This window comes from Colwellia sp. BRX8-9 (genome assembly GCF_014077245.1).
GTDB lineage: Bacteria > Pseudomonadota > Gammaproteobacteria > Enterobacterales > Alteromonadaceae > Colwellia_A.
This window is the reverse complement of sequence record NZ_JACGVN010000006.1, coordinates 49,767-76,704: the sequence shown is the minus strand read 5'-3', so window position 1 is coordinate 76,704 and position 26,938 is coordinate 49,767. Positions and strand designations below refer to the sequence as shown.

At 37.9% G+C, this 26,938-nt stretch carries 19 protein-coding genes and 1 pseudogene; 4 read left to right on the top strand and 16 right to left on the bottom strand.

What is annotated here, in order from left to right; all coding sequences use genetic code 11:
* Window positions 1–22 precede the first annotated feature (22 nt).
* Window positions 23–949 (bottom strand): annotated as a pseudogene (gene ftsY, locus H4J70_RS06790) (signal recognition particle-docking protein FtsY); the annotation flags it as partial.
* A 341-nt stretch (window positions 950–1,290) separates the two neighbouring features.
* Between ftsY and rsmD the strand changes: the two are divergent.
* Window positions 1,291–1,875, top strand: coding sequence for a 16S rRNA (guanine(966)-N(2))-methyltransferase RsmD (rsmD, locus tag H4J70_RS06785; protein WP_070375326.1), 585 nt, complete (start codon window positions 1,291–1,293; stop codon window positions 1,873–1,875).
* A 62-nt stretch (window positions 1,876–1,937) separates the two neighbouring features.
* Here the strand turns inward: rsmD and H4J70_RS06780 are convergent, their stop codons facing one another.
* The 3 genes from H4J70_RS06780 to H4J70_RS06770 all read right to left on the bottom strand — a co-directional run bounded on the left by H4J70_RS06780 (window position 1,938) and on the right by H4J70_RS06770 (window position 5,030).
* Window positions 1,938–3,506, bottom strand: coding sequence for a serine hydrolase (locus H4J70_RS06780; protein ID WP_182222550.1), 1,569 nt, complete (start codon window positions 3,504–3,506; stop codon window positions 1,938–1,940).
* 46 nt (window positions 3,507–3,552) lie between these two features.
* Complete coding sequence (locus H4J70_RS06775) at window positions 3,553–4,152, bottom strand: YjaG family protein (protein ID WP_182217821.1); 600 nt, start codon at window positions 4,150–4,152, stop codon at window positions 3,553–3,555.
* Between the two features lie 113 nt (window positions 4,153–4,265).
* Window positions 4,266–5,030 (bottom strand): SapC family protein, encoded by a 765-nt coding sequence (locus tag H4J70_RS06770; RefSeq protein ID WP_182217822.1) that lies wholly within the window; start codon window positions 5,028–5,030, stop codon window positions 4,266–4,268.
* A 238-nt stretch (window positions 5,031–5,268) separates the two neighbouring features.
* Here H4J70_RS06770 and H4J70_RS06765 point away from each other — a divergent pair, with 238 nt between their 5' ends.
* A complete protein-coding gene (locus H4J70_RS06765) occupies window positions 5,269–5,589 on the top strand; it encodes a hypothetical protein (RefSeq protein ID WP_182217824.1) in 321 nt (106 codons plus the stop codon).
* Window positions 5,590–5,696: 107 nt separating this feature from the next.
* On the opposite strand, the gene pgi is transcribed toward H4J70_RS06765, so the two are convergent.
* The 9 genes from pgi to H4J70_RS06720 all read right to left on the bottom strand — a co-directional run bounded on the left by pgi (window position 5,697) and on the right by H4J70_RS06720 (window position 17,358).
* Complete coding sequence (pgi, locus tag H4J70_RS06760) at window positions 5,697–7,325, bottom strand: glucose-6-phosphate isomerase (RefSeq protein ID WP_182245072.1); 1,629 nt, start codon at window positions 7,323–7,325, stop codon at window positions 5,697–5,699.
* A 104-nt stretch (window positions 7,326–7,429) separates the two neighbouring features.
* The gene (locus H4J70_RS06755; protein ID WP_182243326.1) at window positions 7,430–8,407 is read right to left on the bottom strand and encodes a class 1 fructose-bisphosphatase; all 978 of its coding nucleotides are present in this window, start codon (window positions 8,405–8,407) and stop codon (window positions 7,430–7,432) included.
* Window positions 8,404–9,492 carry a class II fructose-bisphosphate aldolase gene (gene fbaA, locus H4J70_RS06750; protein ID WP_182245071.1) on the bottom strand — a complete coding sequence of 363 codons (1,089 nt, stop codon included), beginning with the start codon at window positions 9,490–9,492 and terminating at the stop codon, window positions 8,404–8,406. Before fbaA ends, H4J70_RS06755 begins: the two co-directional genes overlap by 4 nt.
* A gap of 1 nt (window position 9,493) precedes the next feature.
* Window positions 9,494–10,117 carry a bifunctional 4-hydroxy-2-oxoglutarate aldolase/2-dehydro-3-deoxy-phosphogluconate aldolase gene (gene eda / locus H4J70_RS06745; RefSeq protein WP_182217831.1) on the bottom strand — a complete coding sequence of 208 codons (624 nt, stop codon included), beginning with the start codon at window positions 10,115–10,117 and terminating at the stop codon, window positions 9,494–9,496.
* Between the two features lie 20 nt (window positions 10,118–10,137).
* Complete coding sequence (locus tag H4J70_RS06740; RefSeq protein WP_182222554.1) at window positions 10,138–11,088, bottom strand: sugar kinase; 951 nt, start codon at window positions 11,086–11,088, stop codon at window positions 10,138–10,140.
* Window positions 11,089–11,151: 63 nt separating this feature from the next.
* Window positions 11,152–12,450, bottom strand: coding sequence for an MFS transporter (locus tag H4J70_RS06735; protein WP_182217835.1), 1,299 nt, complete (start codon window positions 12,448–12,450; stop codon window positions 11,152–11,154).
* The gene (locus H4J70_RS06730; protein WP_182217836.1) at window positions 12,450–12,827 is read right to left on the bottom strand and encodes a cupin domain-containing protein; all 378 of its coding nucleotides are present in this window, start codon (window positions 12,825–12,827) and stop codon (window positions 12,450–12,452) included. Before H4J70_RS06730 ends, H4J70_RS06735 begins: the two co-directional genes overlap by 1 nt.
* 9 nt (window positions 12,828–12,836) lie before the next feature.
* Window positions 12,837–15,002: a heparinase II/III family protein gene (locus H4J70_RS06725; protein ID WP_182250819.1), complete on the bottom strand. Its 2,166-nt coding sequence runs from the start codon at window positions 15,000–15,002 to the stop codon at window positions 12,837–12,839.
* Window positions 15,003–15,087: 85 nt separating this feature from the next.
* Window positions 15,088–17,358: a polysaccharide lyase 6 family protein gene (locus H4J70_RS06720; RefSeq protein WP_404842488.1), complete on the bottom strand. Its 2,271-nt coding sequence runs from the start codon at window positions 17,356–17,358 to the stop codon at window positions 15,088–15,090.
* Between the two features lie 429 nt (window positions 17,359–17,787).
* On the opposite strand from H4J70_RS06720, the gene H4J70_RS06715 reads away from it, so the two are divergent.
* A complete protein-coding gene (locus H4J70_RS06715) occupies window positions 17,788–18,528 on the top strand; it encodes a FadR/GntR family transcriptional regulator (protein WP_182217838.1) in 741 nt (246 codons plus the stop codon).
* A gap of 171 nt (window positions 18,529–18,699) precedes the next feature.
* On the opposite strand, the gene H4J70_RS06710 is transcribed toward H4J70_RS06715, so the two are convergent.
* Complete coding sequence (locus H4J70_RS06710) at window positions 18,700–19,581, bottom strand: NAD(P)-dependent oxidoreductase (RefSeq protein WP_182222556.1); 882 nt, start codon at window positions 19,579–19,581, stop codon at window positions 18,700–18,702.
* Between the two features lie 1,057 nt (window positions 19,582–20,638).
* Here H4J70_RS06710 and H4J70_RS06705 point away from each other — a divergent pair.
* Window positions 20,639–23,659, top strand: a complete 3,021-nt coding sequence (locus tag H4J70_RS06705) for a TonB-dependent receptor (RefSeq protein WP_182250793.1) — start codon at window positions 20,639–20,641, stop codon at window positions 23,657–23,659.
* Window positions 23,660–24,156: 497 nt separating this feature from the next.
* On the opposite strand, the gene glmS is transcribed toward H4J70_RS06705, so the two are convergent.
* On the bottom strand, window positions 24,157–25,989 hold the full coding sequence (glmS, locus tag H4J70_RS06700; RefSeq protein ID WP_182222558.1) for a glutamine--fructose-6-phosphate transaminase (isomerizing): 1,833 nt from the start codon (window positions 25,987–25,989) through the stop codon (window positions 24,157–24,159).
* Window positions 25,990–26,001: 12 nt separating this feature from the next.
* Window positions 26,002–26,763, bottom strand: coding sequence for a DeoR/GlpR family DNA-binding transcription regulator (locus tag H4J70_RS06695; RefSeq protein WP_182217845.1), 762 nt, complete (start codon window positions 26,761–26,763; stop codon window positions 26,002–26,004).
* Window positions 26,764–26,938 lie beyond the last annotated feature (175 nt).

The following is a 26,938-nucleotide window of genomic DNA, read 5'->3' as shown; positions in this document are numbered from 1 at the left end:
CATCAAAACTATACCGTAAATCTTAGCTATCTTGGGTGAATAATGCATCAATAAAATCTTCACCGTTAAACGGACGTAAATCATCAATGCCTTCACCGACGCCTAAATAGCGGATAGGAATCGCATTTTTATCGGCAATAGCAAACACAACACCACCTTTAGCCGTACCATCAAGCTTGGTTAATGTTAGTCCCGTCAAACCAACCGCTTCATTAAATAATTTTGTTTGGCTTAACGCATTCTGTCCAGTACCTGCATCTAAAGTTAACATCACTTCATGAGGTGCTTTATCATCAATCTTTTTCATAACACGGACAACTTTTTTCAATTCATCCATTAAGTGACTTTTGTTCTGCAGCCGGCCAGCCGTATCGGCAATGAGTACATCAACACCACGGGCTTTTGCGGCACTAATCGCATCAAAAATAACAGAAGCACTGTCTGCGCCAGTATGCTGGGCAATAACAGGAATATCGTTGCGCTCGCCCCACACTTGTAATTGCTCAACCGCCGCTGCTCTAAACGTGTCACCGGCCGCTAGCATGACCGATTTACCTTCAGCTTGAAATTTTTTCGCTAATTTACCAATAGTGGTGGTTTTTCCAACCCCATTAACACCGACCATTAAGATAACAAAAGGACCTGAATCATTATTAATCTCTAACGGCACACTTGCTGGCTCAATAATTTTCTTTAACTCTTCTTTGAGTAAATCATACAAAGCTTCAGCATTTTTAAGCTGTTTACGTGATGCACTTTCTGTAAGTGATTTAATAATTTTTGTGGTCGTTTCAATACCCACATCAGCTAACAGTAAATGTGTTTCAAGTTCTTCAAATAACTCGTCATCAATTTTTTTGCCACTGAATAAAGTAAATATTCCACCACCAATATTTTGGCGTGTTTTAGTGAGTCCTTGCTTTAATCGAGCAAAGAAACCAGCCTTAGCTGCTGGCTCTGGCTCTGGCTCTGGCTCTGCAAGAATATTGTCGACAACAATGTCATCGATTACAAGGCTTTCACCTTGAATTTCTTCAACATTCTCTGCGATTTTTTCTTCAGAAACATCAGATGTTTCTACTGATGTTTCAACAACATCTGTAACTTCTTCAACAGCTTCTTCTTGCTGACGTCCCAAACCTAACCAGGAAAATAGACCTTTTTTCTTTGACATAACAATAAATTCTTCTCTGCACCATCATTTTGATGGCAATAGTTCACTAAACAAGGATAAAATCCTCGCTATAGTAGCACCTAAAAACAATACAAAAAACAAAAGCTGAGTAAGATATGAACAAACAACGTAAACAATCAGCAAAACCTAACAATAAAGGCAGTATTCGTATTATTGGCGGATCACACCGTGGCCGAAAGCTGCCTGTTTTAATGGCAGAAGGTTTAAGACCCACCACAGATAGGGTAAAAGAAACCGTATTTAATTGGTTAATGCCTTTTATTCAAGACAGTCTATGTTTAGATTGCTTTGCTGGCTCTGGTGGTTTGGGTTTTGAGGCATTATCGCGAGGGGCAAGCCATGTTAGCTTCGTAGAATTAAACAAAGCGGCGGCTCAGCAATTACTTGAAAACCAACGTTTACTGAAATCAGCTAATATCTCGATAGTAAATAGTGATGCGCTGAGTTTCATTGAAAAAAATATCAGCAAATTTGATATTGTCTTTATTGATCCGCCTTTTCGCAAAAATTTAGTTGAGCAAACGGCCAAACGATTAGACCAACATAGTTTGGCTGACAACGCATTGATTTATATAGAAATGGAAAGTGAACAAAATAACCAACAGCTGCCCATGAACTGGACACTATTAAAAGAAAAAATAGCCGGACAAGTCGCTTATCGTTTATATCAAAAAATGTAACCTTCGTTTATCGCTGGGAGTTAACCTTAAACGCCCCCAGCTTAACATTATCAATAAAACGCTTACTGCTTAGGTTTAAGCTTTAAGTCATGAAAATCAAAGCTAAAATCGGTTGCGCGCGACACAGCTTGCATTGTTATCTCGTTAATTGAACCATCCGGATTCAGATTAAAATTAACAAAAGCATCGGCTTCCAAGGTTCTATCATCCCAGCGCACAATAAAAGTATTATGTTGATAATGCTCTAATACACCGCGCAATGCCGGTGTATGACCAAACTGCATGCTTAAAGCATTATTTGCATAGTTAATCGCAATATCACCGTACCAATTATCTTGATAGGTTTGTGCATAAGCTTTTAAAGGTAAAGAATGACGTGAATTTTTATCAACATTACTGGCGGCTTCTGCTAAACGATTTTTTTCTGCACTTTTTCGTTGCTCACTCATCGTCGCATAGAAATCCACCCAGTCTTTTTCAGGCAAGTCTAAATATTCATTTAATATTTGATGATAAATCGCATTAAAAGCATATCCCGATTGCTGATTGGTTAAAATAACCATCGCTAAGTTTTCTTCTGGAACTAAAACAACTTTAGAGACCATACCTAGAATGCCACCACTGTGATGAACTAACTTTACACCGTGATAATCATTTAAAAACCAACCTAGACCATAACCAGAAAAATGGGTTTTATCATTTTTTGTCGCGGTAGCTGATACCGGTAATATTGTTCGCATTTGCCACATGTTGTGGCTTTGACGTTCACTAAAAAGTTTTTTGTTATCACCGTAAACGCCTTGGTTTAACTGCGCTTTGAGCCATAAAGACATATCATTAACACTTGAGGCAACAGATCCCGCTGAAGAAAACTGCTCTAAGAAGTTACCACCAACCACATTTAGCTTGCCATCTAACGGAACATGAGCACGAGCAACATTTTTGTTGTCTGTTGAAATCAGTGAAAACTTTGCTTTAGTATTCTTCATCCCTAACGGCTTAAAAATAGTTTCTTTAATATTTTCTTGCCAAGTTTTACCGGTAACTTTTGCGATGATCTCACCGGCAATAACATACATTAAATTGTCGTAAGCGAACTCACTGCGAAAGCTTGAAACCTCGGGTAAATGCTTTAAGCCTTTAATAATATCTTTATTGGTTAACGTTGTACCTGGCCAAATCATCAGGTCGCCTGCACCTAGACCTAAACCACTGTTGTGTGATAATAAATCGAGTAGGGTAAACTCGCGAGTCACGTAAGCGTTTGGCATTTGAAATTCAGGGAGTATATCAATAACCTTTGTTTGCCATGTTAATTTCCCTTGATCCACCAAATTGGCTAATAACGCTGCGGTCATCGCCTTAGTGTTAGAGGCAATACCAAAAAGAGTATCGCCATTAACCTTATTATTTTTACCATATTCAGTTAAACCGAAACCTTTACTCATCACCACTTTATTATCTTTAATAATAGCAACAGCAACACCAGGCACTTGAAAAGTATTCATTGCCTTATTAATCGATTTTTCGATATTTTGATTTTTTTGTTCAAGCGTATTTGCAGGATTACCAAAAGCTAAAGAGGCAAATAGATAGGCTACCGTCATCAAAATAGTGTGGAATAATTTCATCTTTTATCCTAATTGTTTAGTTATTCTAATAAGTAGATTGTGCATCCTAAGTAATTTCAATGCCTAAATTGGATAATCCTTCTTCAAGAACCATCGCTTTAATTTTAATACAGGTTTCTTTATTTTCAGGAGAATCTTTTAGTGCGTAATAGAGCTCATTTTGCGTATCAAACTCCCACTCCATTAATGGGTGTTGTTCTATTTCTTTAGTCGTAATGTCACTGTCGTCATTAGCGTCTCTTTGATCAGCGATCATCAGTTCAACATAATAAGTTACGCTATTCTCTGATAATCGTGAGACAATTTCAGCGCCTTCTACCTCTTTATCTTGCATCGCCTGTAAAAGTGACATTGTTGCCATAGTTGCATCAATGGCTGGAAATACCCCAAAAAAATCAAAACCTTCTGGATCGGGTATTTGTGGCTCCAGTTTATTTATTTGTGCTTCATAATTTATTTTACAACGATTATTTTTATCAAGCCACTGCCAGATAAGCTCTAATTGATTACGTAATACTGAAAATTCACCAAAATCTGCATGTTCAGAAAAAACTTTATAATTGGGGATCATTCGCTCTAATAATGCAGCAGAAAAAGCGATCTGTTGCCATTGACTTAAATGGGAAAAAGGAAGTTGAATAGCCACTGTACTCTCCATGGAAAAGTTTAAAAAATGAGTATATCCCAAAATATAACATTACGTTTATTTAGATATAAAAAAAGAGCCATAAGGCTCTTCTCTTTAAAACCGTTAAGCGATTACGCTTCAGCAGTTTCTTTAGCAAATTGTATTTGAATAGCCGTTACTTTTTGCTCACTATCAGATAGATTGCGTAATTGAGCTAAACGATTAATTTGACCAATCGATCCTAACATCGCATGAATCGGAATAAATAGACCTCGTTTATGGAAATCTAAAACTTTAGCTTCGCTAAGTTCCTGAAGTTTTTTCTCATTAATGCCAAATAAACCAACCAGTTTTTTATTTTCGCCGGTACTGAAATTAATATGCAATTCTAATTCTCGCAATAAATCATTTTCAGCTAATTCAACCATGAATCGTTCTGTCATCGTTTCATTTTCATATAAACGGCCTAATGATTCTTGAACGTTTTTATAAAAATCGGTAACCAAACCTTCAGCGTCAAACAAGGCATTATCTTTATCATCGCCTACATAAGCACTGTCTAAATCGATATAAGTCGTTAACGTTTTTTCTTTATCTGGGTCTATACCTAAACCAAACGGCATCATAGATGCACCGTGTGGTAAGTAAGTACCAGTCCAACGTTCATCTTTATAGTATAAGTTTTCGCCAGCTTCTAGTCCTAGCATAACGATACTGCGGAAGCTTGAGCCCTCAGGCTGTTTAACTAAGAAGATAGGAAAGCTGTTAGCAGCTTTGGTATATTCTGCTGCGGTAATTGGAGCAATGTGTTGCTTCTCAATATGTTCTAAGCCACGTTTAGTAGTAACTTTTAAATTCTGGTGTTGATCTTTTCTTACTGGAACGACGTTAGCCATAATAATATTCTTCTCTTTAATGCATGCGCTTTTCATTTAAAAATTTTAGCGCTTATATAATGTTATAAATAGTTATGGTGCCAATAGGGAGAGCTTTCAATGGTATATAAAAAAAAATGTTCTTTTTATTTAAATATTAAATCACTTTTCACTCTACACAATAAGTCAGCTATACTTTTGTAAAGAATATCAAATAGCTAATACTTCCTTATTATCTAAAGAAAATAATGTAAATTTAATGAAAAACTTACTCATCACCCTATTTTTTGCTGTATTAATATTGTTATTAACAAATATCGTCCATGCGAAGCCAAAAACAAAAACTATTTATGGCCGTAATTTAGACGGATTTGCACAGGTTAAAATAAAAAACAACACGACTGAAAACCTTGCCTGTTATGTTGCAATCGACGGGTACAAAATTAAATTTCGATTACAGGCACTTCGTGAATCGAAATGGTACACCGCCACAGATAAACGTTTTCAATACCGTAGCTTTAGTTCTTGGTGCGACTACTTAACTTTATATCCCGAATATTTAAAATATCAAACTTTCTAATTTTTGATAGATGCAGATAATAAAATATATAAATCCCACTTAAATATAGCAAAAATTAGCGCTAAAAAACTAGCGCTAATAGTCGACTATTGGCTAAGCTTGAGCATTTAGCGAGCTCTGTAAAGCTTAATAAGGGCATTCGTTGAGCCATCCATATCTAGCGTTTCACTGGGGTCAGTTATTTTTGTTAGTACTTTATTACCCAGCGATTTGCCTAATTCAACCCCCCATTGGTCAAAAGAGTTCACTTTCCAAATAACCCCCTGCACAAACACTTTATGCTCATACATAGCAATTAAACTGCCAAGCACCTTAGGTGTTAACTTTTCAAATAAAAGCGTGTTACTGGGTTTATTACCCTCCATAACTTTATGTGTAGACAGCTTTTGAATCTCTGATACATCACAGTTCGCTTTTTTCATTGCCGCTTTCACTTCTTCGAGACTTTGCCCTGCCATTAAGGCCTGACTTTGACCAAAACAGTTAGACGCCAGCATGTCATGATGATTCCCCATCTCGTGAAAGGGGAATAACGGCATCAAAAAATCAACAGGAATAGGGGTTTTGCTTTGATGAATAAGTTGATGAAACGAGTGCTGACCGTTGGTCCCTTCGCTTCCCCAAATGATCGGCCCAGTATCATAAGACATCGATTTATTATCAAGTGAAATAGATTTTCCGTTACTCTCCATATCCAACTGTTGGATATAAGCCGGTAAACCCCGTAAATAATGGTAATAAGGTAATAAAACCTGTGATTGCGCGCCATGAAAATTTCGGTACCAAATACCTAATAATGCCAAAATAACCGGGAGGTTTTTTTCAAGTGGCGCCTGGGTGAAATGTTCATCCATTTCAAACGCACCTTGTAAAAAGTCACGGTAATGATCAAAACCTATCGCTAAAGCTAAAGGTAAACCAATCGCAGACCAGACCGAATAACGTCCTCCCACCCAATCCCACATCGGAAAAATATTATCTTTATCTATACCTAATTCTTGCGCGGCCTCAACATTAGACGACACACAGGCAAAGTGATGTTTAACGTTTTCGGTGGTGGCAGTAGCAACAAACCAATCACGTGCTGTTACGGTATTACGCAGTGTTTCTTGGGTAGTTAATGTTTTAGATGACGTAATAAAGAGCGTCGTTTCAGGATTGACTTTAGCAAGCACATCATGAATGTGACAACCGTCAACGTTCGCAATAAAATGGACGTTTAACTGGCTTTGTTGATAAGGCTTTAGTGCCTCTGACATTATTTTAGGTCCAAGAAAAGACCCGCCAATGCCAATACTAATCACATCCGTAAATGCTTTGCCGGTATAGCCTACTTTTTTACCTGATGAAATATCATTAACAAAAATTTCGAGCTTAGCCAGCGTTGTCTGTATTTGTGGCATCACATCGACACCATCAACATAGACAGCGCTCCCTGAAAAGTTACGTAACGCGGTATGTAATACCGGACGATTTTCAGTGGTATTAATCGCTGAGCCATTAAACATCTGAGCACGCTTATCGACTAAACCGGATGATTGTGCCAGATTCATGAGTAAGTGCATGGTTTCATCAGTAACGCGGTTTTTCGAATAATCGAGCATTATTCCCGCGCCAGAAAGTGAAAAATTATTAAAACGTTCCGTATCTTGCGTAAATAAATCGCGCATTTGTACCGGTACGTTTTTATTATAATGATTGACGAGTGACTTCCACTCAGGGGTGCTTGGTAACATACCCGTTATATCCTAATTTAAAAGAGGAGACTGACTACAAAGTCACATGATAGCGCAACCTTTAGCTATCGGTCATATTTATACGAAAAAATCATTACAACTGATTAGGGCGTTGGCTTTAAATACCCTAAACATGCATCAACTTCTTCCGTTGAGCCCATAATCACCGCAACACGTTGATGAATATGCGATGGTATGATTGTTAAGATACGCTCGTGTTCAGTAAAAGCTTTACCCTGAGCATTTTCAACAAGCATGGCTAAGGGATTGGCTTCATACAACAAACGTAATTTAGCCGGTTGCTGAGCATTTTTAGTATCGCTGGGGTAGCAAAAAATACCACCACGAGACAAAACACGATGAACATCACCCACCATAGCGCCATTCCAACGCATGTTATATTTTTTAGCGCGCGGGCCTTCATTGCCTAACAGTAATGCATTAATGTAATCGGTAAAGCCCGATGACCACTGAGTAAAGTTTGACATATTGACCGCAAACTCTGCTGTCTGTGTCGGTATTTCCAGTTGTGCGGTGGTCAGTAAGTAGCAGCCTTGTGTTCTATCTAAGGTATATAAACGCGACGGACCGCCCGTGGTCAGCGCCAGCATGGTCGAGGGACCATATAACACATAGCCCGCACATACTTGTTCGGTTCCTTGTTGAGCAAATTGTAATTCGCTGGTTGCCGGAACGTCGTCTTTGGCGCGATAGATGGTAAATATCGTGCCTATTTGACCATTAATATCAATATTAGAAGAGCCATCAAGTGGGTCAAAGGCGACAATATAAGGGGCACCTTCGGTTGCCGCAACCACCGAGTCTTCTTCTTCAGACGCAATGGTTCTAACGCGACCACTCTCTAACAACATATCTTTAAGTAACTGATTACTGATGATGTCTAATTTTTTTTGCGTTTCACCCTGAATATTCTCATCTAAGGTAGAGCCCAGCACATTTGACAATGCGCCTTGTCCCACTCTAAAAGAAATTTCTTTACAGGCTGTTAAAATGGTATCAATTAACAGAATAAGTTCAATATCAACCTTATCGTTTTCTAAACAATGAACTAAGCGTTTCATAAGTCTCCCTTATACCGATTAAGGCAATTAAGTTCTTTAAATGAAAGGATTAAACGCTCAGCCATCGACAGTTCGACTTTACGTAACCAGACACGTGGGTCGTAATATTTTTTGTTAGGACTATCGTCACCCGTAGGGTTACCTATTTGGCTTTGCAGATAAGCTTTATTGTCTTGATAATAGTCAGCAACCCCTTTCCAGCTTGCCCACTGTGTGTCGGTATCTATATTCATTTTGATGACACCATAACCAATAGCTTCAGTGATTTCTGCTGGTGCAGACCCTGAACCACCGTGAAAAACAAAGTTCAGCGCGTTATGTCCCAAAGCATATTTTTCGGCAACAAAGGCTTGAGAGTTTTTCAATATCTTAGGCGTTAATTGCACATTACCAGGCTTATAAACGCCATGCACATTACCAAAAGAAGCCGCAATGGTGAATGAATCACTGACACGACTTAAGTGCTCATAAGCATAAGCAACATCTTCGGGTTGGGTATAAAGTAATGAAGCATCAAGGCCAGTATTATCGACACCGTCTTCTTCGCCGCCTGTACAGCCGAGCTCAATTTCTAAGGTCATACCGATTGCTGTCATGCGTTTAAGATAACGAGCACAAATATCAATATTTTCGACTAATGTTTGCTCAGATAAATCAATCATATGCGAGCTAAATAATGGTTCGCCCGTTGTTTTAAAATGTGCCTCGCTGTGCGCTAATAAGCCATCAATCCAAGGTAAGAGCTTTTTAGAAGCATGGTCGGTATTAATGATGACAGGAATATCATAAAACTTAGCCACGGCTTTAATATATTTTGCCGCGATAACACCGCCTTCAATGGCGGCATCCATAGGTGAAAGTTTATGCCCTTTACCAATAAAAAAAGCCGCACCCGAATATGATAATTGAATAATAATAGGTGAGTTTATTTCACTGGCCGCTTCGAGTGCTGCATTAATAGAGTTAGTACCAATGACATTAACCGCAGGGTAAGCAAACTTATTTTTTTTAGCATAATCAAAAAGCACGCTAACATCTTCACCGAAGACAAAACCACTATTGACTAGATCTGATAAACTCTTCATATTAATTAATTCCTTGGGCAGTTAAACAAGCAGCTGTGATCTTAGACCATTGCCCCGATTCTACCCAGTTAGCATCAGCAATCCAAGTGCCACCGACAGCAAATACATTGGTTAATGCTAAATATTCATCTTGATTACTCTGCTTAATTCCGCCAGTTGGGCAAAAAGATATATCTTTAAAAACTGACCCCATAGCTTTTAAAAACGGAGCACCTCCAGATAATGAAGCAGGAAATAATTTGAGCTCGTTATAGCCAAATTCCTTTGCTAAAAGTATATCTGCCGTATTAGATACTCCAGGGAGTACCGGAACCGTACATTTAGCTAAAACAGTCAGTAATTGACTTGATACTGCTGGCGTAATAATAAAATCACTACCCGCGTCGAGTGCTTGCTTTAAAACATTAGCGTCAAGCACCGTACCAGCACCTACTTTTAATTCGGGTAGTTCTTGCTTAATGGCTTTTATAATATCAAGTGATGCTGGCGTTCTCAGTACCACTTCAACTAAACCGATACCTGCGGCGGCCATAGCTTTAGCAATATTAAGTCCTTGTTCAACATTGTCTGCTTGAATTATAGGTAGCAGAGTCTGCTTTCCCATCAGTGTGGAAAATGATTTCATGAATGATCCTTATTAAATTTTTAGACTAATTCGAGTTGAGTTTTAATAAACCGATTAAACTCATCTGCTGGTGCAATAGCACCTCTATGTTGTATTACAAAGCCAGCGGCTTTTGATGCTAAGGAGATTGAGTCATTTACTGAGTAACCCTCAATACGAGCACCAAGGTAAACGCCATTAAATGAATCGCCAGCAGACGTCGTGTCAACCACATTTTCTACTGGGGTGATGGCAAATTGAGACGTTTCGCCGTCAACAACAACTAAAATGCCTTGCTCGCCATTTTTTATGATTAATTCAGTTAAGCCAAATTGCTGACAGTATTGATTAACTTCTTCAACGGTAGTCATGCCAAATAATTGTTGAAAATCATCAACACCAGGCAAAGATAAATCTGATTTTTGTAAGGCTAATTCAAACTGCTCTTGAGCTTCTTTGGCGCCACTCCACATACGGGGACGGTAATTAGGGTCAAATACAATTTGTACTCCTGCGGCTTTTAATTGATCAATTAAAAGCCAGAATGCTGCTCTAGCACTTGGCTCAATAACAGCCAAAGAAATACCGGAGAAAAAAAACATATCTCCTTTTGCTAATTGACTTATCACTTCATCATCAATGTGTTGCATTACTTGGCGAGCAGCAGAGTTTTCACGCCAATAGGTGAAACTACGTTCACCTTGCTCATCAAGTTGAATAGAGTATAAACCTGGGATTTTTGTTGTCGATTTAAACACAAAATCACAGCCAATATTTTCATTCTCAAAGTATTGGAGCATATCAAGGCTAAATGGGTCTTGACCAACAGCGGTAACTAAATGCACGTTCATGTCAGCAAAAGTGCGTTTTAGGTAAACAGCTGTGTTAAAAACATCTCCGGCAAACGATTGTTTCATTAGAGTAGATGACTGATCTTGTGCAGCAGGCATCAATTCAATCATACATTCGCCGAATAAATAAATGTTCTTCATTTACATAGCCTTATTAATTTAATTAAAATTTATCCGGTAACTAATTACCGGATGATTACATGCTTAAGCTTTAGGTTTTAATGGTTCTATTTTGGGAATAAGAATCCAAACAGCGGCCATTGCAATAATAGCTAAAGACGCACCGATAACAAAAGCAGGGGTGTAGTTACCATCAGCAGTTAAAATAGGCACTAACGCTGTTAAGCCTAATGCGCCAAATTTTGCCGCCATGCCTGAAAATCCAGCGAGTGTACCAACAGATTTTTTACCAAAAAGGTCACTAGGTAATGTTTGAAGATTACTGATAACGGTTTGGAAGCCAAATAAGATAACAGCCATAATCATTACCGCTGTAGTGGGTCCACCAGGGCTTGCCATCGCTAATAGTGCTGGCAACATAATCAAACAACCCAAAGTAATGGTTAACTTACGAGTTCTATCAATATTCCAGCCTGCCTTTATACGATTCTGTGCAAGAAGACCACCAAACCAAGCACCAAACATAGCCCCCACATAAGGTACCCATCCGTAGATACCAATAGCTTTAACATCCATGCCATACACTTCGTTAAGGTAAATAGGGATCCAAAAAACAAATAGCCACCAAATAGGGTCAATAGCCGCTGAAGCAATAATTACGCCCCAACTTTCTTTACGTGACAGTAATTCACCCGTACTTGGGTTATATTCGTCTTCCGTTGAAGAATCATCAACATTAGTATTTCGTTGACCCGTTAAAATATATGCGCGTTCTTCATCGGTGATCCAAGGATGTGATTTAGGTGGCGCCTTTACCAATATAATCCAAGGAATAAGCCACAATAAACCAACCAAACCAATAACAACAAAGACCATTTGCCAACTGAAATAAACGGTCAAATAGGCCACTAACGGAATAGCAATGATACCGCCAATAGCAGCACCAGAGTTGAAGATACCTTGTGCTAAGGCACGTTCTTTTGTCGGGAACCAATCGGCATTACTCTTAGCTGCACCGGGCCAGTTTCCAGCTTCCGCAACACCTAATATAGCGCGAAAAATACTGAAACTCAGTACACCCTGTGCAAATGCGTGAGCGGCAGTGGCAAGAGACCAAACACCAATAGATAACACAAAGCCTAAACGAGTACCGATCCAATCAAATATCTTGCCAAAAATTGCTTGACCAAAAGCATAAGATAAAATGAAAACCATGGAAATATTTGCATAGATTTGTTTTCGTTCAAAAGCTGATTCATCAGGAAATAAATCTTCAACGATGTCTGGCCACAATACAGCAAGTGCAGATCGATCAATGTAGTTAATTACGGTGGCGATTGCGATTAACGTAATAACCCACCAACGGAGATTTTTAAGTTTCATTAGCTGCTTTCCTTATTGTGAATATGATCAAAAGCACCTTCTTCGACAAAATCTTCCCGAGCAGGGCTAAAAGTATCAATTAAAATTCCACCGGTATGGCAAGTCGCACCATGGTCAGCATGGGGTGGTATCATACAGCTATCACCTGGCTTTAATATTTTAGTTACACCATTAATGTTAAAGTGAAATTCTCCTTCAACAACATAGGTTACTTGAGAGTGCCGGTGAGCATGATTGTAACCAATGGCACCTTTTTCAAACCAGATCTTAACTGCCATCAACTCATGGTTGTAACCCAACATTTGACGCTTTAAACCGCCGCCTATATCTTCTATTTCTGTTTCATTACCAAATGAAAAATTTTCACTTTGACTCATGGTTGACCTCTATTTTTTAATTTCGAACAATTTAAAACGGCCATCAAATTTATATTTTGAGCCATTAAATGAAAATGCATTGCGTTGATTTTTTTCAGTTGCATTAAACGCTAATAGATAATGTTTATCGCCACTAAGCATGATTTCTACCACATCAATATCATCAATCTTTTGATGTGATAATGTTTCAACACTGCTTACTGCTGCGATGGTAAATTCTTTTGATGGGTTATATTCGCCATGCGGCTCTAATACGCTAACAAAGGTATGATTCTTAGATTTTGTTTTACGGTTGATAAAGGCATTTTCGTTACGTAAGTTAAAGAGCGGATCGTTGGCACCAATCTGAGTAAAGATTAAGGAAGCATCACCGTCCATAACGATCGAGTTTGTGTAAAACCGACCATTATCATTTAACCAAGTAATTTGAGATAAGCCAGCCTTGGGTTGAGCTTGTGCTTTTAACCATAAGTGTTGATAGCCATTTTCTTTGCCAAGGACTGGCAAGCTAGTTAAATGGGTGTTTAAGTCAAAGCTTGTGCTAATTAAATGACCTTTGTAATGGACAGGTAAATCATACTGATGTGCTTGCTTTGACATAACATCAAAAACATCAACAACCAATGATTGTTCCTGCTCTGGCAGTTTTATTAACGCTATGGTGCGAGTTAATGAAACACCGTCATAAGCACTATTGATACGTGCAGAACTGATGGTCACATTAGTATCTTTTTCAAAAAACACCAGTTTAGGGTAATTGGCATTACCCACGGCAACATTGGCATTAAAATGTGATTTTTCGTCAACAACAACGGTGTTATGCGCAACAGTTTGTTTAGCCCATGTTTGGTTTTCTGGCAAATATCGCCCACCAAATTTAGCTTCAACATTTAAAAATCGAGCAGCGCCGTAATCTGAGACTATCTCTTCACCTTTATCATAAAATTGCCAAGTCAGTTTATCAAAATGTCCATGACCTAAACCTTGCGCGGCGGGTTTAAACAGTACCGCTTGTTCTCCACCAACATTTTGGCGCATGATCACTAAGGCACCTTGCTCGCCATCGTTACCATCACCAAAGGCAACCGACTTAAATTTATAAGGCGTAGCTAGATGATTATCTAAAGCATTTGCCACTTTTAAACCGTCGCCAGTTAATAAAATCTGTTTCTGCAGGTTAGCAATATCAAGTAAACCTGTGTCTTTTGTAAAACCATAGGCTATGGCAACACCATTAACTAACTCAATAGTATCGATACCCTTACTTTTAATCGCATCATTAATTGGAAAGAATAAATTGTTGTAGCTTAATTGTATCGTCGTATCAATCGCTTTTAATACGATTCCATCACGGTATTCAAAAATTTTACGTTCAGGTTGATTGGTTTGAATAGCCTTAGCAAAGGTAATAAACGGCAGTAACGCAAAACGTTGGTAATAAGGACCTTCATTGTAATAACCTGCGGGAGAGAAAAGCTCATCTAACTGTCTTAAAAATCCGCCCTTGCCAGATTTATCTAAACCATAAAGCGCTTGTTCTACCCAGTCCAGCTCACCTAATACATAACCTGTCATACCAACAGCAGCCGTTGTCCAGGTACCATGGTTATGAACTTTATTGAATGTTTCAGGAGAATCGACAGATAAAAATTTTACAATAGGATGAAATAGCCCTTTTTCAATGGTCGATTTTTCAGCAGATGTTAAAGAAGGTATAATTAAATCGTAAGCTTGACTGGTATATACCAACCACATCGCTTCGTTTAAGCTTTGCCAAAAGAGTTTACCTGGATTTTGTTTACCCATTTTTCTTTTTGGATGCAAAGGTAAAGTAGGGTAGAGCTTTGCATACTCAAGCAACATGTCACGTACGTAATTTGCATATTTTTCATCTTGCGTTAATTGATAAATAATCCCTGCATCGTACATCAATTTATAATTTTTCTTATGGCGCTCATGGGTGTAACCGCCGCCGCCATCTTTTGGCATAGGTACATTTATCACTTGTGCTATTTGCTTATTAACTAATAATTTATTAGCAACAAAAGCTTCGGTAAACTGTCCATTTTGTTCAATAGCACCACGCATATCAGCGACATCCGCAGTGGTAATAACAAGATTAGGGCTCGTATATGCCATCACCTTATTACTTGCCAGTACCGCGGTAATCAGCATGGAAAGAAGAAATAGCCCCTTTTTTGCTGAACACCATATTGGTAAATAAAATGACATTGGATTAAAAATTTTCATAGAGAAGCTCTTAGTTAGATTGCTTGTTGTTTAATAGCACAGCGGTATGCGGGCCTGCGGCATGTAGCTCTTTCACATTAGGCGCTGCTGTACCCTTAAAGTTATTATCATTTATAGCTGTTTTGGGTTCGCCTACGGTATGTTCAATAATGATCTCAGCAGTATCAGTAAAAGTATTATTGTCGATATTGGTAACCTGTACACCGTGCAAGTAAAGACTCGATGCAGTTTTATTACGCTTACCATTACCACTATTGTTAATAGCGTTTTTATACATCGCTAAATGAGGACCAAAAGTACTTTCGTCAGTGCCACCTCGATATAAGTTAACTAAAGCACCTTGTACATTATCAAAAGTGTTATTTTTTAAAATGACATATTCCGCGTTATAAATACCTAAGTCTTCAATTTCTTTGTTTAAGCGAAGAAAATCACCGGTGATATCGGTAAATTGATTATTAGTTAACTCAATATAATCAGCAAACGAACCATTACCCGCGTCAAAAAAATGAAACGAATGATTAATATCAAGTCCACTCACCTTGCTATTACGCATAACAAAACGGTAGTTATAAACCATACCCCATTTCTGTGAACGAACTAAGGTATTACCTGAAGCATCGGGACTGTTGCTACCATTTATATTTAAGCCATCAAGAGTTAAGCTACCTCCATCAGAAATTTGAAATAAGGTAGAACGCTGAAAAGTTACCTTAACCATGCCTTTATTTTGCGCTTTAATCGATACCGTTTTATTAATATCAATCATCTTTCTAACATCGTAATTTCCATCAGCCAATATAAGGACATCGCCATTACTTGCTGAAACCACAGCATTAAATAAAGCATCGTCTTCTGCTTTAACATTAATAGTATGACCCGATTCAAAGGCAACTAAACCATCAGTTTTCTTGTACCAACTTGGACCTGTTGCTGATTTTAAAACGGGTGATAAACTCTTTTTAGCTCCCTTAGCCAAAAGTTTTTTGTCGGTAGGGTAAAGCAAGCCATTAGCTGCACGCTTAAGCTCAATATTCTTTTGGCTAATACCTGATGCTAGCTTTTCTAGCGCGACAGTATTTGCAATATTGCCTTTAAATTTAATGCCACTTACATCGTCAAATAGCGTAAAAGGTTGTTGACCATTATCATTAAAAATTAAGTTGTTTTGTACTTTAGAGTTAATTGGTACCGCACTTCTTTCTTGGTCGCTTCCTGCTGCTAGCTGAATATGATCAACATTAATTAAAGAATTATTTTCAATTAAAGCGTTATCAACTTGGTGATATCGATTAATAGATGAATTAGGAACGCCATTCATGACAGTAAAGCCACTGCCAAAACGATAACCGGTTAGTCCTTCAAGATAATTGTTACGAATAATTTGTTCTTTATTTATTACTCGAATTCCACCGGTATGGTCAACGCCATTACCAAAGAAGACATTCTCTTCTATGATATTGCCATTACCGTGGCGTAAGGTCAGCGTACCTCTCGACTCAAAAAAGACATTATTACGAATTTTATTTTGTCCTGATTTAACTGATATTATTTCTACTTCACCATCACAGCGATCAAAATAGTTATTTTCAACTACGGTGTATGAATTTGATAATGAATAATGGCTGGTGCCAATACGAAGAGTTTCGCCACCATTAGAGCCAAGAATAGGGCGAGGGCCAAAATAGTTATGATCTATTTTATGATGATTCTCTTGACTATCTACTGTATCTAAACGAACAGCAAGAGTTACCCCTTTATTACGTTTACCGGTGAGGTAGTTATGATCAAAACGATTATATTGACCATAAATAGCCACCCAATAGTCAGACTCACGCTTATCAGGATTACTGAAGTTATCAATAACAACTTCTGTTACCCGTGAATGATAAGCTAAATTTTCTTTATTACTTCTAAAAGCGACAACAGCACTACTAGGCGTATAACCATTTTTAAAAACTAATCCTGAAACGACTAAATGCTTACCAGACAACCTCAAATTTGATTGCCCAGTCAGGAAAACCTTACCTTTTGTTTGTGCCTTTAGTGTTATTGGCTTTTGTTTTGTACCTTCGCCTTTAAACAAAATTTCAAAGTTATTCCATATGCCGTCAGACAAGATAATATTGTCACCCGGCTTTACTTTTTCCAATGCATTTTTATACGCCGTTTGATCGCCAACTAACCATTCTTTTGCCGCTAATTGGTTTGTTGTTAACATTAAGCAAAATGTTATGGTGAGACAACACAGTAGATAGGGTGATAGTTTAGTTTGCTGCATAAAATAACCTATGAAATTAAAGTGTAAATTTAACGTTTTTACTAATAACTATTAAATAACGTCAACATATTGGTATTAATTGGATTTAGCTAAAATAAAAGTATCACTTCCCTTTACATTTCGGGCTTATCCAACGCCATTACTAATGTAATAAAACAGCTCACATCGTACTTTTAACTAACAATCGATTTAATTTAACTGATATCAACAGCCATTGTCAACCAAATCACATTACCAAATACCGGTCAATTGGTAATAATTGAAGTTGAATTTAGCGCTAGACCTTTATACAGAAGTTATCTTTACACCTAGACCAAAACATTAATAAACAGAAAATTCCTCACCTAATAGTTTTGCCATAAGCGCCAGAAGGCTATATGATTAGTTATATAGGGCATCACTTTATTATATTTAGCTAAGGAAAATAATATGAGCAGCAACCGCAGGCTATTTTGGGGTATTGTAGATAAAATAGAGGCTTTAATTGATTCTGAAATTTACACCGCAGGCAGTCGCTTACCACCAGAAAGAGAATTAGCTGAAACATTTAAAGTGAGCAGACCAACGATTCGAGAGGCAATAATTGCCCTAGAAGTTCGTGAGAAAATTGAAGTTAAAACAGGTTCCGGCGTTTATGTTTTAAAACCGGTTAACCAATTATCGGGCTTACACAAGCAAATTAATGCTTTTGAGGTTACTCAAGCTAGAGCATTAATTGAAGGTGAAGTAGCAGCGATTGCGGCAACAACCATCACCGAAGATGAATTGGTTCGCTTACATCAAACCTTAGTTGATATGGAAAACAGTCAGTTTATTGCTGCCGCTGATAAAGAATTCCATCAAATTATAGCCAATGCCACCCGTAATAGTGCGATGATTTTAACCGTACAAAATCTTTGGAAGCTTCGCTCATCAACACCAGAAATTATTAAAGATTATGACAGTGTTTGCAGTAAAGATAATTCAAAAACACTTGCAGAGCATAAAGCGATCTATCAGGCATTAAAATTAAGAGACGCTCCTCAAGCAAGGCTTGCTATGCACAGTCATTTTAACCGACTAATAAACGCCTTATTTGATGCCGTTGAGTCGAGAGCGTTAGAAGAAATAAAACAAAAAAACAGTGAAAAACGTGGACTATATTCAATTCCTCACTCTAACGATATTTAATTATAACTTTATATCAGGTAAAACATAAAAGGCCTCTTTAATAGAGGCCTTTTATTTAACTATATCGTCAATCAACTCATCACTTAAAATCTAACAACAGTGCGGTCGCCTTACTAATAGCGTCATTATGCTAAAACAATATTCGTCACTTTAGCATGATATACATTGAAATTACTTCGCCAATTTAAGGAAGTAGTCAAATATTTCTGGCACGTTACCATTACCCATGTCGGCAGCAACTGCTGCATTTAGATTGGCAGAAGTACCTTCAGCAATTTGTGACACAGTACCAAGGTCTTTGACCATTTCTAAAAAGTAACCTAAATCTTTATTCGCATTAGCGATAGAGAAACCTAAATCACTTACACCATCTACGGCGTAGTTTTTACAAAAGCCCATAAACGGTGAGTTAGATGGACCTGTCGACATAATATCAAAAAGCTGTTGGCGGTCAACGCCAGCTTTATCAGCAACAGCAAAAGCTTGTGACATCGCTGTAACCGTAGTCATACCGATGAAGTTATTTATGAGCTTAGTCGTGTGACCTGCACCAAGAGCGCCAAGATGGAATACATTTTCACCTTGCTGTTCTAAAATAGGCTTCACTTTATTAAAAGTATCTAAGTCACCAGCAGCCATAATATTAAGTAAGCCATCTTTAGCATGAGCGGGTGTTCGACCTAATGGGGCATCTATCATCCCTGCGCCTTTCTTGGCAAGATCTCCACCAATCTTACGAGTAGATGCTGGTATAGAAGTACCAAAATCAATCAGAACAGCACCTTCTTTAATACCCGCTAAAATACCGTCTTCAGCATAAACTAGCTTTTCAACAACAACAGAAGTTGTTAACGCAAGCATTACTATATCACTACGTTCTGCGAGTTCTTTCGCTGAGGTGACTTCAGTAGCATTACCGCGAGCAATTACCTTAGCAACCGCCTCTTTATTTAAATCCATTACATTTACTTGAAAGCCACGCGTTTGTAGGTTTTCGACCATGTTGCCGCCCATAAGGCCAAGGCCGATGAAACCTATAATAGGTTTTGTCATATCTAACTCCTAAAAATATTATTGTTTGTTTATCTGAGTGCAACATTGCTCACTTTATCGATGGGCATGTTATTTTATTTGAGTATATTTAGCTAAATTATCTAAGCCCTAGGGTAATACTCGGTATATAAACCGAACACCGAACCTTATATTCAAGCGGTTAATAATTTCGGTATAAACACGGTATGCTTGTCTTGTGTCTATACAAACTTATTGCTTAGAAACACTCGAAACAATAAGGAACCATTAAATACTAACCAAAACAACAATAGGTGTCAACCAATCAATAATTATTGGTAATAGAGTTGGTTTAACTTATTAAAAACAATGAAGCTTATAGGTGTTATCCGTATTCATCTAAGCTATTTTATAGTTTAACCATTTCATTTATAACAGTCAGATAAAAACCAAGCGATTGATTTAAATACCCTTTAACTAAAATTTATTGTTAAATACATACTTATCATTATATGATAATTTATTATATTTTTAGCTCATACAAAGCGCTGTAGTTTTACAATAACGTTTATATTGTTACTAATAAACATCACTTTAATGGCTATTATCTAATAGATTATTGTTGAATCAATTGTGCGCCGCCCCCTGGTTAACCAATAAAAAACATATGGTTGATCAAAAAACATTCAACCACAACCTATTTAGACCATTACAATATATAAAATAGACTCCTTTATATTTTATTAGAATATAAAAGATACATATAAAAATAAAAACATTCGTTATTACTAATGCACAATAATCGACCAAAAACTGTTTATTCAATAACTTACAAGATAAAACAACAATTAATAAACAACCTGGTAACCAACAAAACAAATATTGGTATACCAATTAACACATATTTACACTTGTTTTGTATAACCAAAAGATTGACCTTTCCAATTTTTATTGTAACTATCTGTAGTAATTCCTTATCAGTACTAAGTAATTTACTTGTAAGGTGTTGGAGGTTTAGGGGACGATTTTTATAAATTAAAGATGTGGCTTTTGAGATGTTTACAAATCAAATTTCAAAAAAACTACACAGGGGAAATATATGAGACAAAAATTATCAAAATTAACATTAGCGATTCTTTCAGCTACCTCGCTGAATTTTGCAGCATCGGTAAGTGCACAAGAAGCTGAAATAGATCCACAAGTAAACAATGAAACTGAAATTGAAGTAATTCAGGTTACGGGTATGCGAAGCTCTCTAACGACTGCCCTTGCAGAAAAACGTGAAACAGCTAACCTGGTCGAAGTCATTATGGCTACAGATATTGGTAAGCTACCTGACCAAAACCTTGCAGAGGTTCTTGAAAACGTAACAGGCGTTCAAATCACAAGAACAGCTGGTATAGGTACTGGTGTTCAAATTCGTGGTAGTAACGCTAACCGTGTTGAAATTAATGGTGCTTCTACAGTCGGCTCAGGGTCTGGACGAAGTGGAATGAATTTTGAAGATCTTTCTGCGGCCATTATCGCGGGTGTTGAAATAACAAAATCACCAGAAGCTAAAACGACCGAAGGCTCTATTGGTGGCACGGTAAATTTACGTACTATTCGTCCTCTTGAGTTGACTGAGACATTAGGATCACTTCGCTTACAAGGTGAAGACAGTAGTTTAACCACTGATGGTGTTCAGCCAAGATTCTCAGGAGCATACGGAGATAACTGGGAACTTGACTCAGGTAAATTTGGATTTGTTATAAGTGGTAGCTACGCTAAACAAGAAGCTACGTCATTTCGTCCACGCGTTGACCGTGATGGTAGCCTTGTTGAAAATGTTAACGCTGACGTCTATAGAAGTGGCACATTAGAAGATCAAGCAACTAAAAGACCTGCAGCTCAAGATTTCGATTTTCTCGGCATTCAATTCCTTAATCAGGAATTAGAAAATTTTGAATATGAAACAACCAATATTGCCACTACTCTTGAGTTTGCCCCTAACGACAACACAAAATTTTTCTTTGATGCTATTATTACCAGCCAAGAGCGTCGTCAAGAAAGTACACGAGTACAAGGTTCAGGTGTTAATAGTGTACTTAACTACACTTTACCTTCTCAGTTTGAAACAATAAACTTTGGCTCTCTTGATGGTGTAAATCTAGGCAGTATTCAAGCGGCTACCAGAGGCACAATTCAACCAATCAATTCAGTTGATGACGACGATCCAAACTTACGCTTTAACAGTGATACTGGTGCTCGTGTAACAGACACCGAAGTTTTTAGATTTGGTGGTGAATGGCAAGGTAATAACTTATTTGTAAGTGCAGAGTTATCTACAGCAAATTCTGATACCGTTACCCCTTCATTAAACACTCAATTAAACTTTATTAACCCTAACCCACTGACGCCTCTTGATGGTTCGAGTAACGATAACAGTGTGCCATTTATTTATGATTTAACTGGTGACTCATTGGCATTTGGTATTGATTTTGCTTCTCCATTCGCACCAACTGTTGATGATTTACTTAATCCAAATAACGTTGTGCTAGATCAGGTAGACATAAGTAGAAGCTCTACAGATAATTCTGAAAATGCATTCCGCACTGATTTCACTTATTTTATCGATGAAAGTATGATCACTTCTGTTGATTTCGGTTATCGCTACAATGAAACAAAACATAGTGCAGTATCAATATCTGATCGTATTGGTGGCTTCAGCAAAATGGTTGATAGTCCAAACGGCGCTTTGTTTTCAGAACTTCTTGTTGCTGGTCCTAGCCACTTTGGTGATGCTGATGGCAGAGAACTAGCCCTTAGAAATTTTCTTATTATTAATCCAGACTTAGCATTCAATGACCCAGACGGTGTGTTAGCGACCTTAGAAGCGGCTATTGTTGCTCATGGTGGTAACCAAGACTTTTCAAACCTAACACCTTCAGATACCGCAGCTTTTAAAATAAAAGAAGAAACGCATGCGCTATACGCACAAGCAAACTTTGAATATAAAATGTTCCGTGGTAATTTTGGTGTTCGTCATATATCAACAGATATTGCATCAACAGGTAATACAGTAGTCAATGGTGTTGCAACGCCAGCAACAAACAAAGGTGATTATAGTTATACATTACCTCGTTTGAATTTAGTTGCCGATGTAACTGACGATGTGGTTTTACGTTTAGGTTGGGGTAAAGACATTCTTCGTCCTAACTTTGGCGATTTAAATACCTCGGTATCATTTGGTACAAACGAAAATCAATCTGTCGAAATTGGTAATGCTGGTTTGGAACCTGAAGAAGTCACTTCGTTTGATCTTTCTGCTGAATGGTATTTTGCTGAGGCAGCAGTAGTTAGTATCGGCTATTTCAAAAAAGAACGTACTAACTTATTTGTTACTCAATTAGAAAGTGCTGCAATTGACGCAAACGGTTGGCGTGAACCTGGACCTACATGTGCAGGAGGCGGTATCTATAACCCTGCTGTTCAGCCTAATGCAATCGGAGATCCAAATACCACAGGTTTGTGTGTTGATGTTGAAACACTTTTTAATGATACTGCAACAACGACTCAATCAGGTATAGAAATGGCTGTCCAGTATGACCTTTCCAGCTTCGAAGAAGACTTAGGTTGGGCATCAGGTTTCGGCATTGTCGCCAACTACACCATACAAGAGTATAAAGGCGGTTCAGCTTTTTACACTTCAGCGTCACGCGGAACAGATATCCTTAATGCAATACAAGGTGTTTATGACGATGCAAACTTTGTCACGTATTCATCAGAACGAGGTTTACTTGATTTTTCAGAAAACGCTTACAATGTAGCTGTTTACTATGAAAAATTTGGTCTTTCAGCAAGATTACGTTATACGTGGCGTGATGCGTTCCGCACTGAAGATACTGCAGCGGGTGCTAGCCTTAACTCTACATTAGGCTTCCCTGTCGTAACGCATGACAGAGGACAACTTAATGCTAGTGTAAGTTATGACGTCGATGAAAATTTAAACCTTGGTGTTGAAGCTGTCAACTTAACAGAGTCAGACATTACACAGTCATGTGTTAATGAAGGGGCTATGTTATGTGCTCAAGGTATAACAGACCGTCGTATTACCTTTGGTATTAGCTACAAGTTCTAAGAAATAAAAAGCGCTTATTCCGTCCTATAGTCATATTTATTTGTATGTAAGCGCTGTAGGTAAAGCATCAACTAAGTCATTAATGAGAAAAATCTCGTTAATGACTTTTTTTTAAATAAAAATAGTGCTGTGATAACAACCAAGGTTATCGTAGAAAATAAAGAGTGATTTTCTAAAATGATAAAAGTGTAATGGAGGTTAAGCGGACTATTTATTAAGACAAATTAGTGTCTACATTAGCTCGGCTATGTGGCATTAGTGATTAGTAGACTAAAAAATTATAATTCCAGACGAGATTAACCCCTTAAGCACTAAAGCATTTTATTTTAAGTCATTACTCGACTAGATTAGATGAAAGACCCTAACAATGAATCTATGACCAATAAAAAAGCGACCACTCAAAAGAGTAAGTCGCTTTATAATTAAGATCTCATATCTACTGATTAGATCTCAAACCTATTTATCGATAACAACAATTTTCTTTAATATAAGACTTATTACTCAACGGTAACTGATTTTGCTAAGTTACGAGGTTGATCAACATCTGTGCCTTTAATTATTGCGACATAATATGAAAGCAATTGCAGTGGTAACGTATAAACAATGGGTGCGATTAAATCGTCACATACCGGCACATTAATAACTTTCATCGTATCATCACTGGCAAAATTTGCTTCACTGTCAGCGAACACATACATTAAGCCACCGCGCGCACGGACTTCTTCAACATTTGATTTAAGCTTTTCAATTAAATCATTTTTAGGCGCAACAACGATTACAGGCATATCAGCATCGATTAACGCTAATGGTCCATGTTTTAATTCACCAGCGGCGTATGCTTCAGCGTGGATATAAGAGATTTCTTTTAACTTCAAAGCCCCTTCCATAGCGATAGGATATTGGTCGCCACGACCTAAAAACAAAGCGTTGTGTTTGTCAGCAAAGTCTTCTGCTAAATCTTCGATAGAACTTGCTAATGCTAAGACTTCTTCTAGTTTACTGGGTAAAGCCATTAATGAACTGGCGATTTCATTTTGAACCGTTTCACTCATACCGTGATGTTTACCTATAGCCCATGTCATCATTAACAAGCCGACTAACTGTGTGGTAAATGCTTTGGTAGAAGCAACGCCAATTTCTGCACCCGCTTTGGTCATGAAAGCGAGATCAGATTCACGTACTAAAGATGAACCGGCTACGTTACAAATAACTAAGCTGGCTTTATAGCCAAGCTCTTTTGCTAAGCGAAGTGCCGCTAAAGTATCAGCTGTTTCACCCGACTGAGAGATAGTTACAATTAAGGCATTTTTAGGAACATGAGACTTTCGGTATCTAAACTCACTAGCAATCTCTATATTACAAGAAACACCCGCTAGCGACTCTAACCAATACCGTGCCACCATACCTGAATGGTAGCTAGTACCACAGGCAATAATCTGTACGTGTTCGATACCCTTAAATATTTCATCCGCGCCTTCACCAAAAGTATTCATATCGAGCACATTACCAGACAAGCGACCCTCTAAAGTATTTCGGATAGCCGTAGGTTGTTCGTAAGTTTCTTTTAGCATGTAGTGACGGTATTCACCTTTATCACCACTGTCTTGACTGATATCTTGTTCTTTTGCTTCACGCTTTACGGGTACGCCGTTAGTATCAAATACGTTAACTTCAAAACGAGTGACTTCAGCAACGTCACCTTCTTCAAGAAAAGCAAACTTTCGCGTGACCGGTAATAGCGCCATCATATCAGAGGCTATAAAATTTTCACCTACGCCATAACCTATCACTAAAGGGCTGCCAGAGCGTGCAACAACTACACGACTCTTATCGGTCGTATCAAGTACAACTGTGCCATAGGCGCCATCAAGCTGCTTAACTGTTTTTTGTACTGCTTCAAGTAAGGTCGCTGATGTTTTCAATTCAAGATGAACTAAATGAGCAATAACTTCAGTATCTGTTTCTGAAACAAATTCGTAGCCCAAGCCCTGCAAACGTATTCTTAAACTTTGATGATTTTCGATGATACCATTATGAACAACAGCGATATTTTCACTAGATACATGTGGGTGAGCATTCACTTCACTTGGCGCACCATGAGTAGCCCAGCGCGTATGAGCAATACCTGTTCCACCTGATAAAGGGGTTGTTATTAAAGCGTCTGCTAACTCTTGTACTTTGCCTAAGCGGCGTACTCTGTTTAATTGGTTGTTATTATCGATAATAGCAACACCGGCTGAGTCATATCCACGGTATTCTAGGCGTTTTAACCCTTCAACTAATATATCTGCTACATCACGTTGTGCTACAGCACCTACGATCCCACACATAGTTTTTTCCTTTTATTTTGCAATGAGTAATTTAACGTCTTGTTCTAAGAGTTTGGCTTTGAGTTCATCAGACAGATCTGCATCAGTGATCAGTATGTCTATATTTTGCCAAGGAATTTCAACGTTAGGTATTTTACGATTAATTTTTTCAGATTCAACAAGTACAATAACTTCACGAGAGACGTCGGCCATCACGCGGCTAAGCCCTAAAAGCTCATTAAAAGTAGTCGTGCCACGCTCTATATCGATACCATCGGCACCAATAAAAAGTTGGTCAAAATCATAAGATCTCAAGACACTTTCCGCTACTTGACCTTGAAAAGACTCAGAATGTGTATCCCAAGTGCCCCCGGTCATCAATAATGTCGGTTCATTTTCAAGCGCATGCAAGTCAGAAGCTATAGCTAAAGAGTTGGTCATTACGATTAAACCTTGTTTGCTATTAAGCTCTTTCACTAAGGCCGAAGTCGTACTACCGCTGTCGATAATGATGCGGTTATGATCACGAATAAGTGTTGCCGCTTTACTGGCAATTGAAACCTTTCGTTTCGAAACTTTATCAGACTTATGCTCAATAATATCTCTAGGCAAAGGCACAGCTCCACCGTAGCGTCTGAGCAATAATCCGCTATTTTCTAGCGCAGCTAAATCTTTTCTGATGGTTACTTCTGAAGTAACGAATTTTTTTGCAAGACTATCGACACTTACTTCTCCGTGCTCATTAAGCTCAGAGATAATACTGTGGCGACGCTGCTGGGTGTTTCTTTTTGACATGCGATTAGTTTATCTTTTGTTTCGACACTTATCTTACAGAATAAGTTTCGTTTAGTAACTTAAGCTATTAGAACAAAAGTATGCTTTTATGGCAATAAATATTTATTTCACTGATATTAATCCTAATTAATATCAGTGAACATAAAAAAGAGGCACATATTGCGCCCCTTTCATT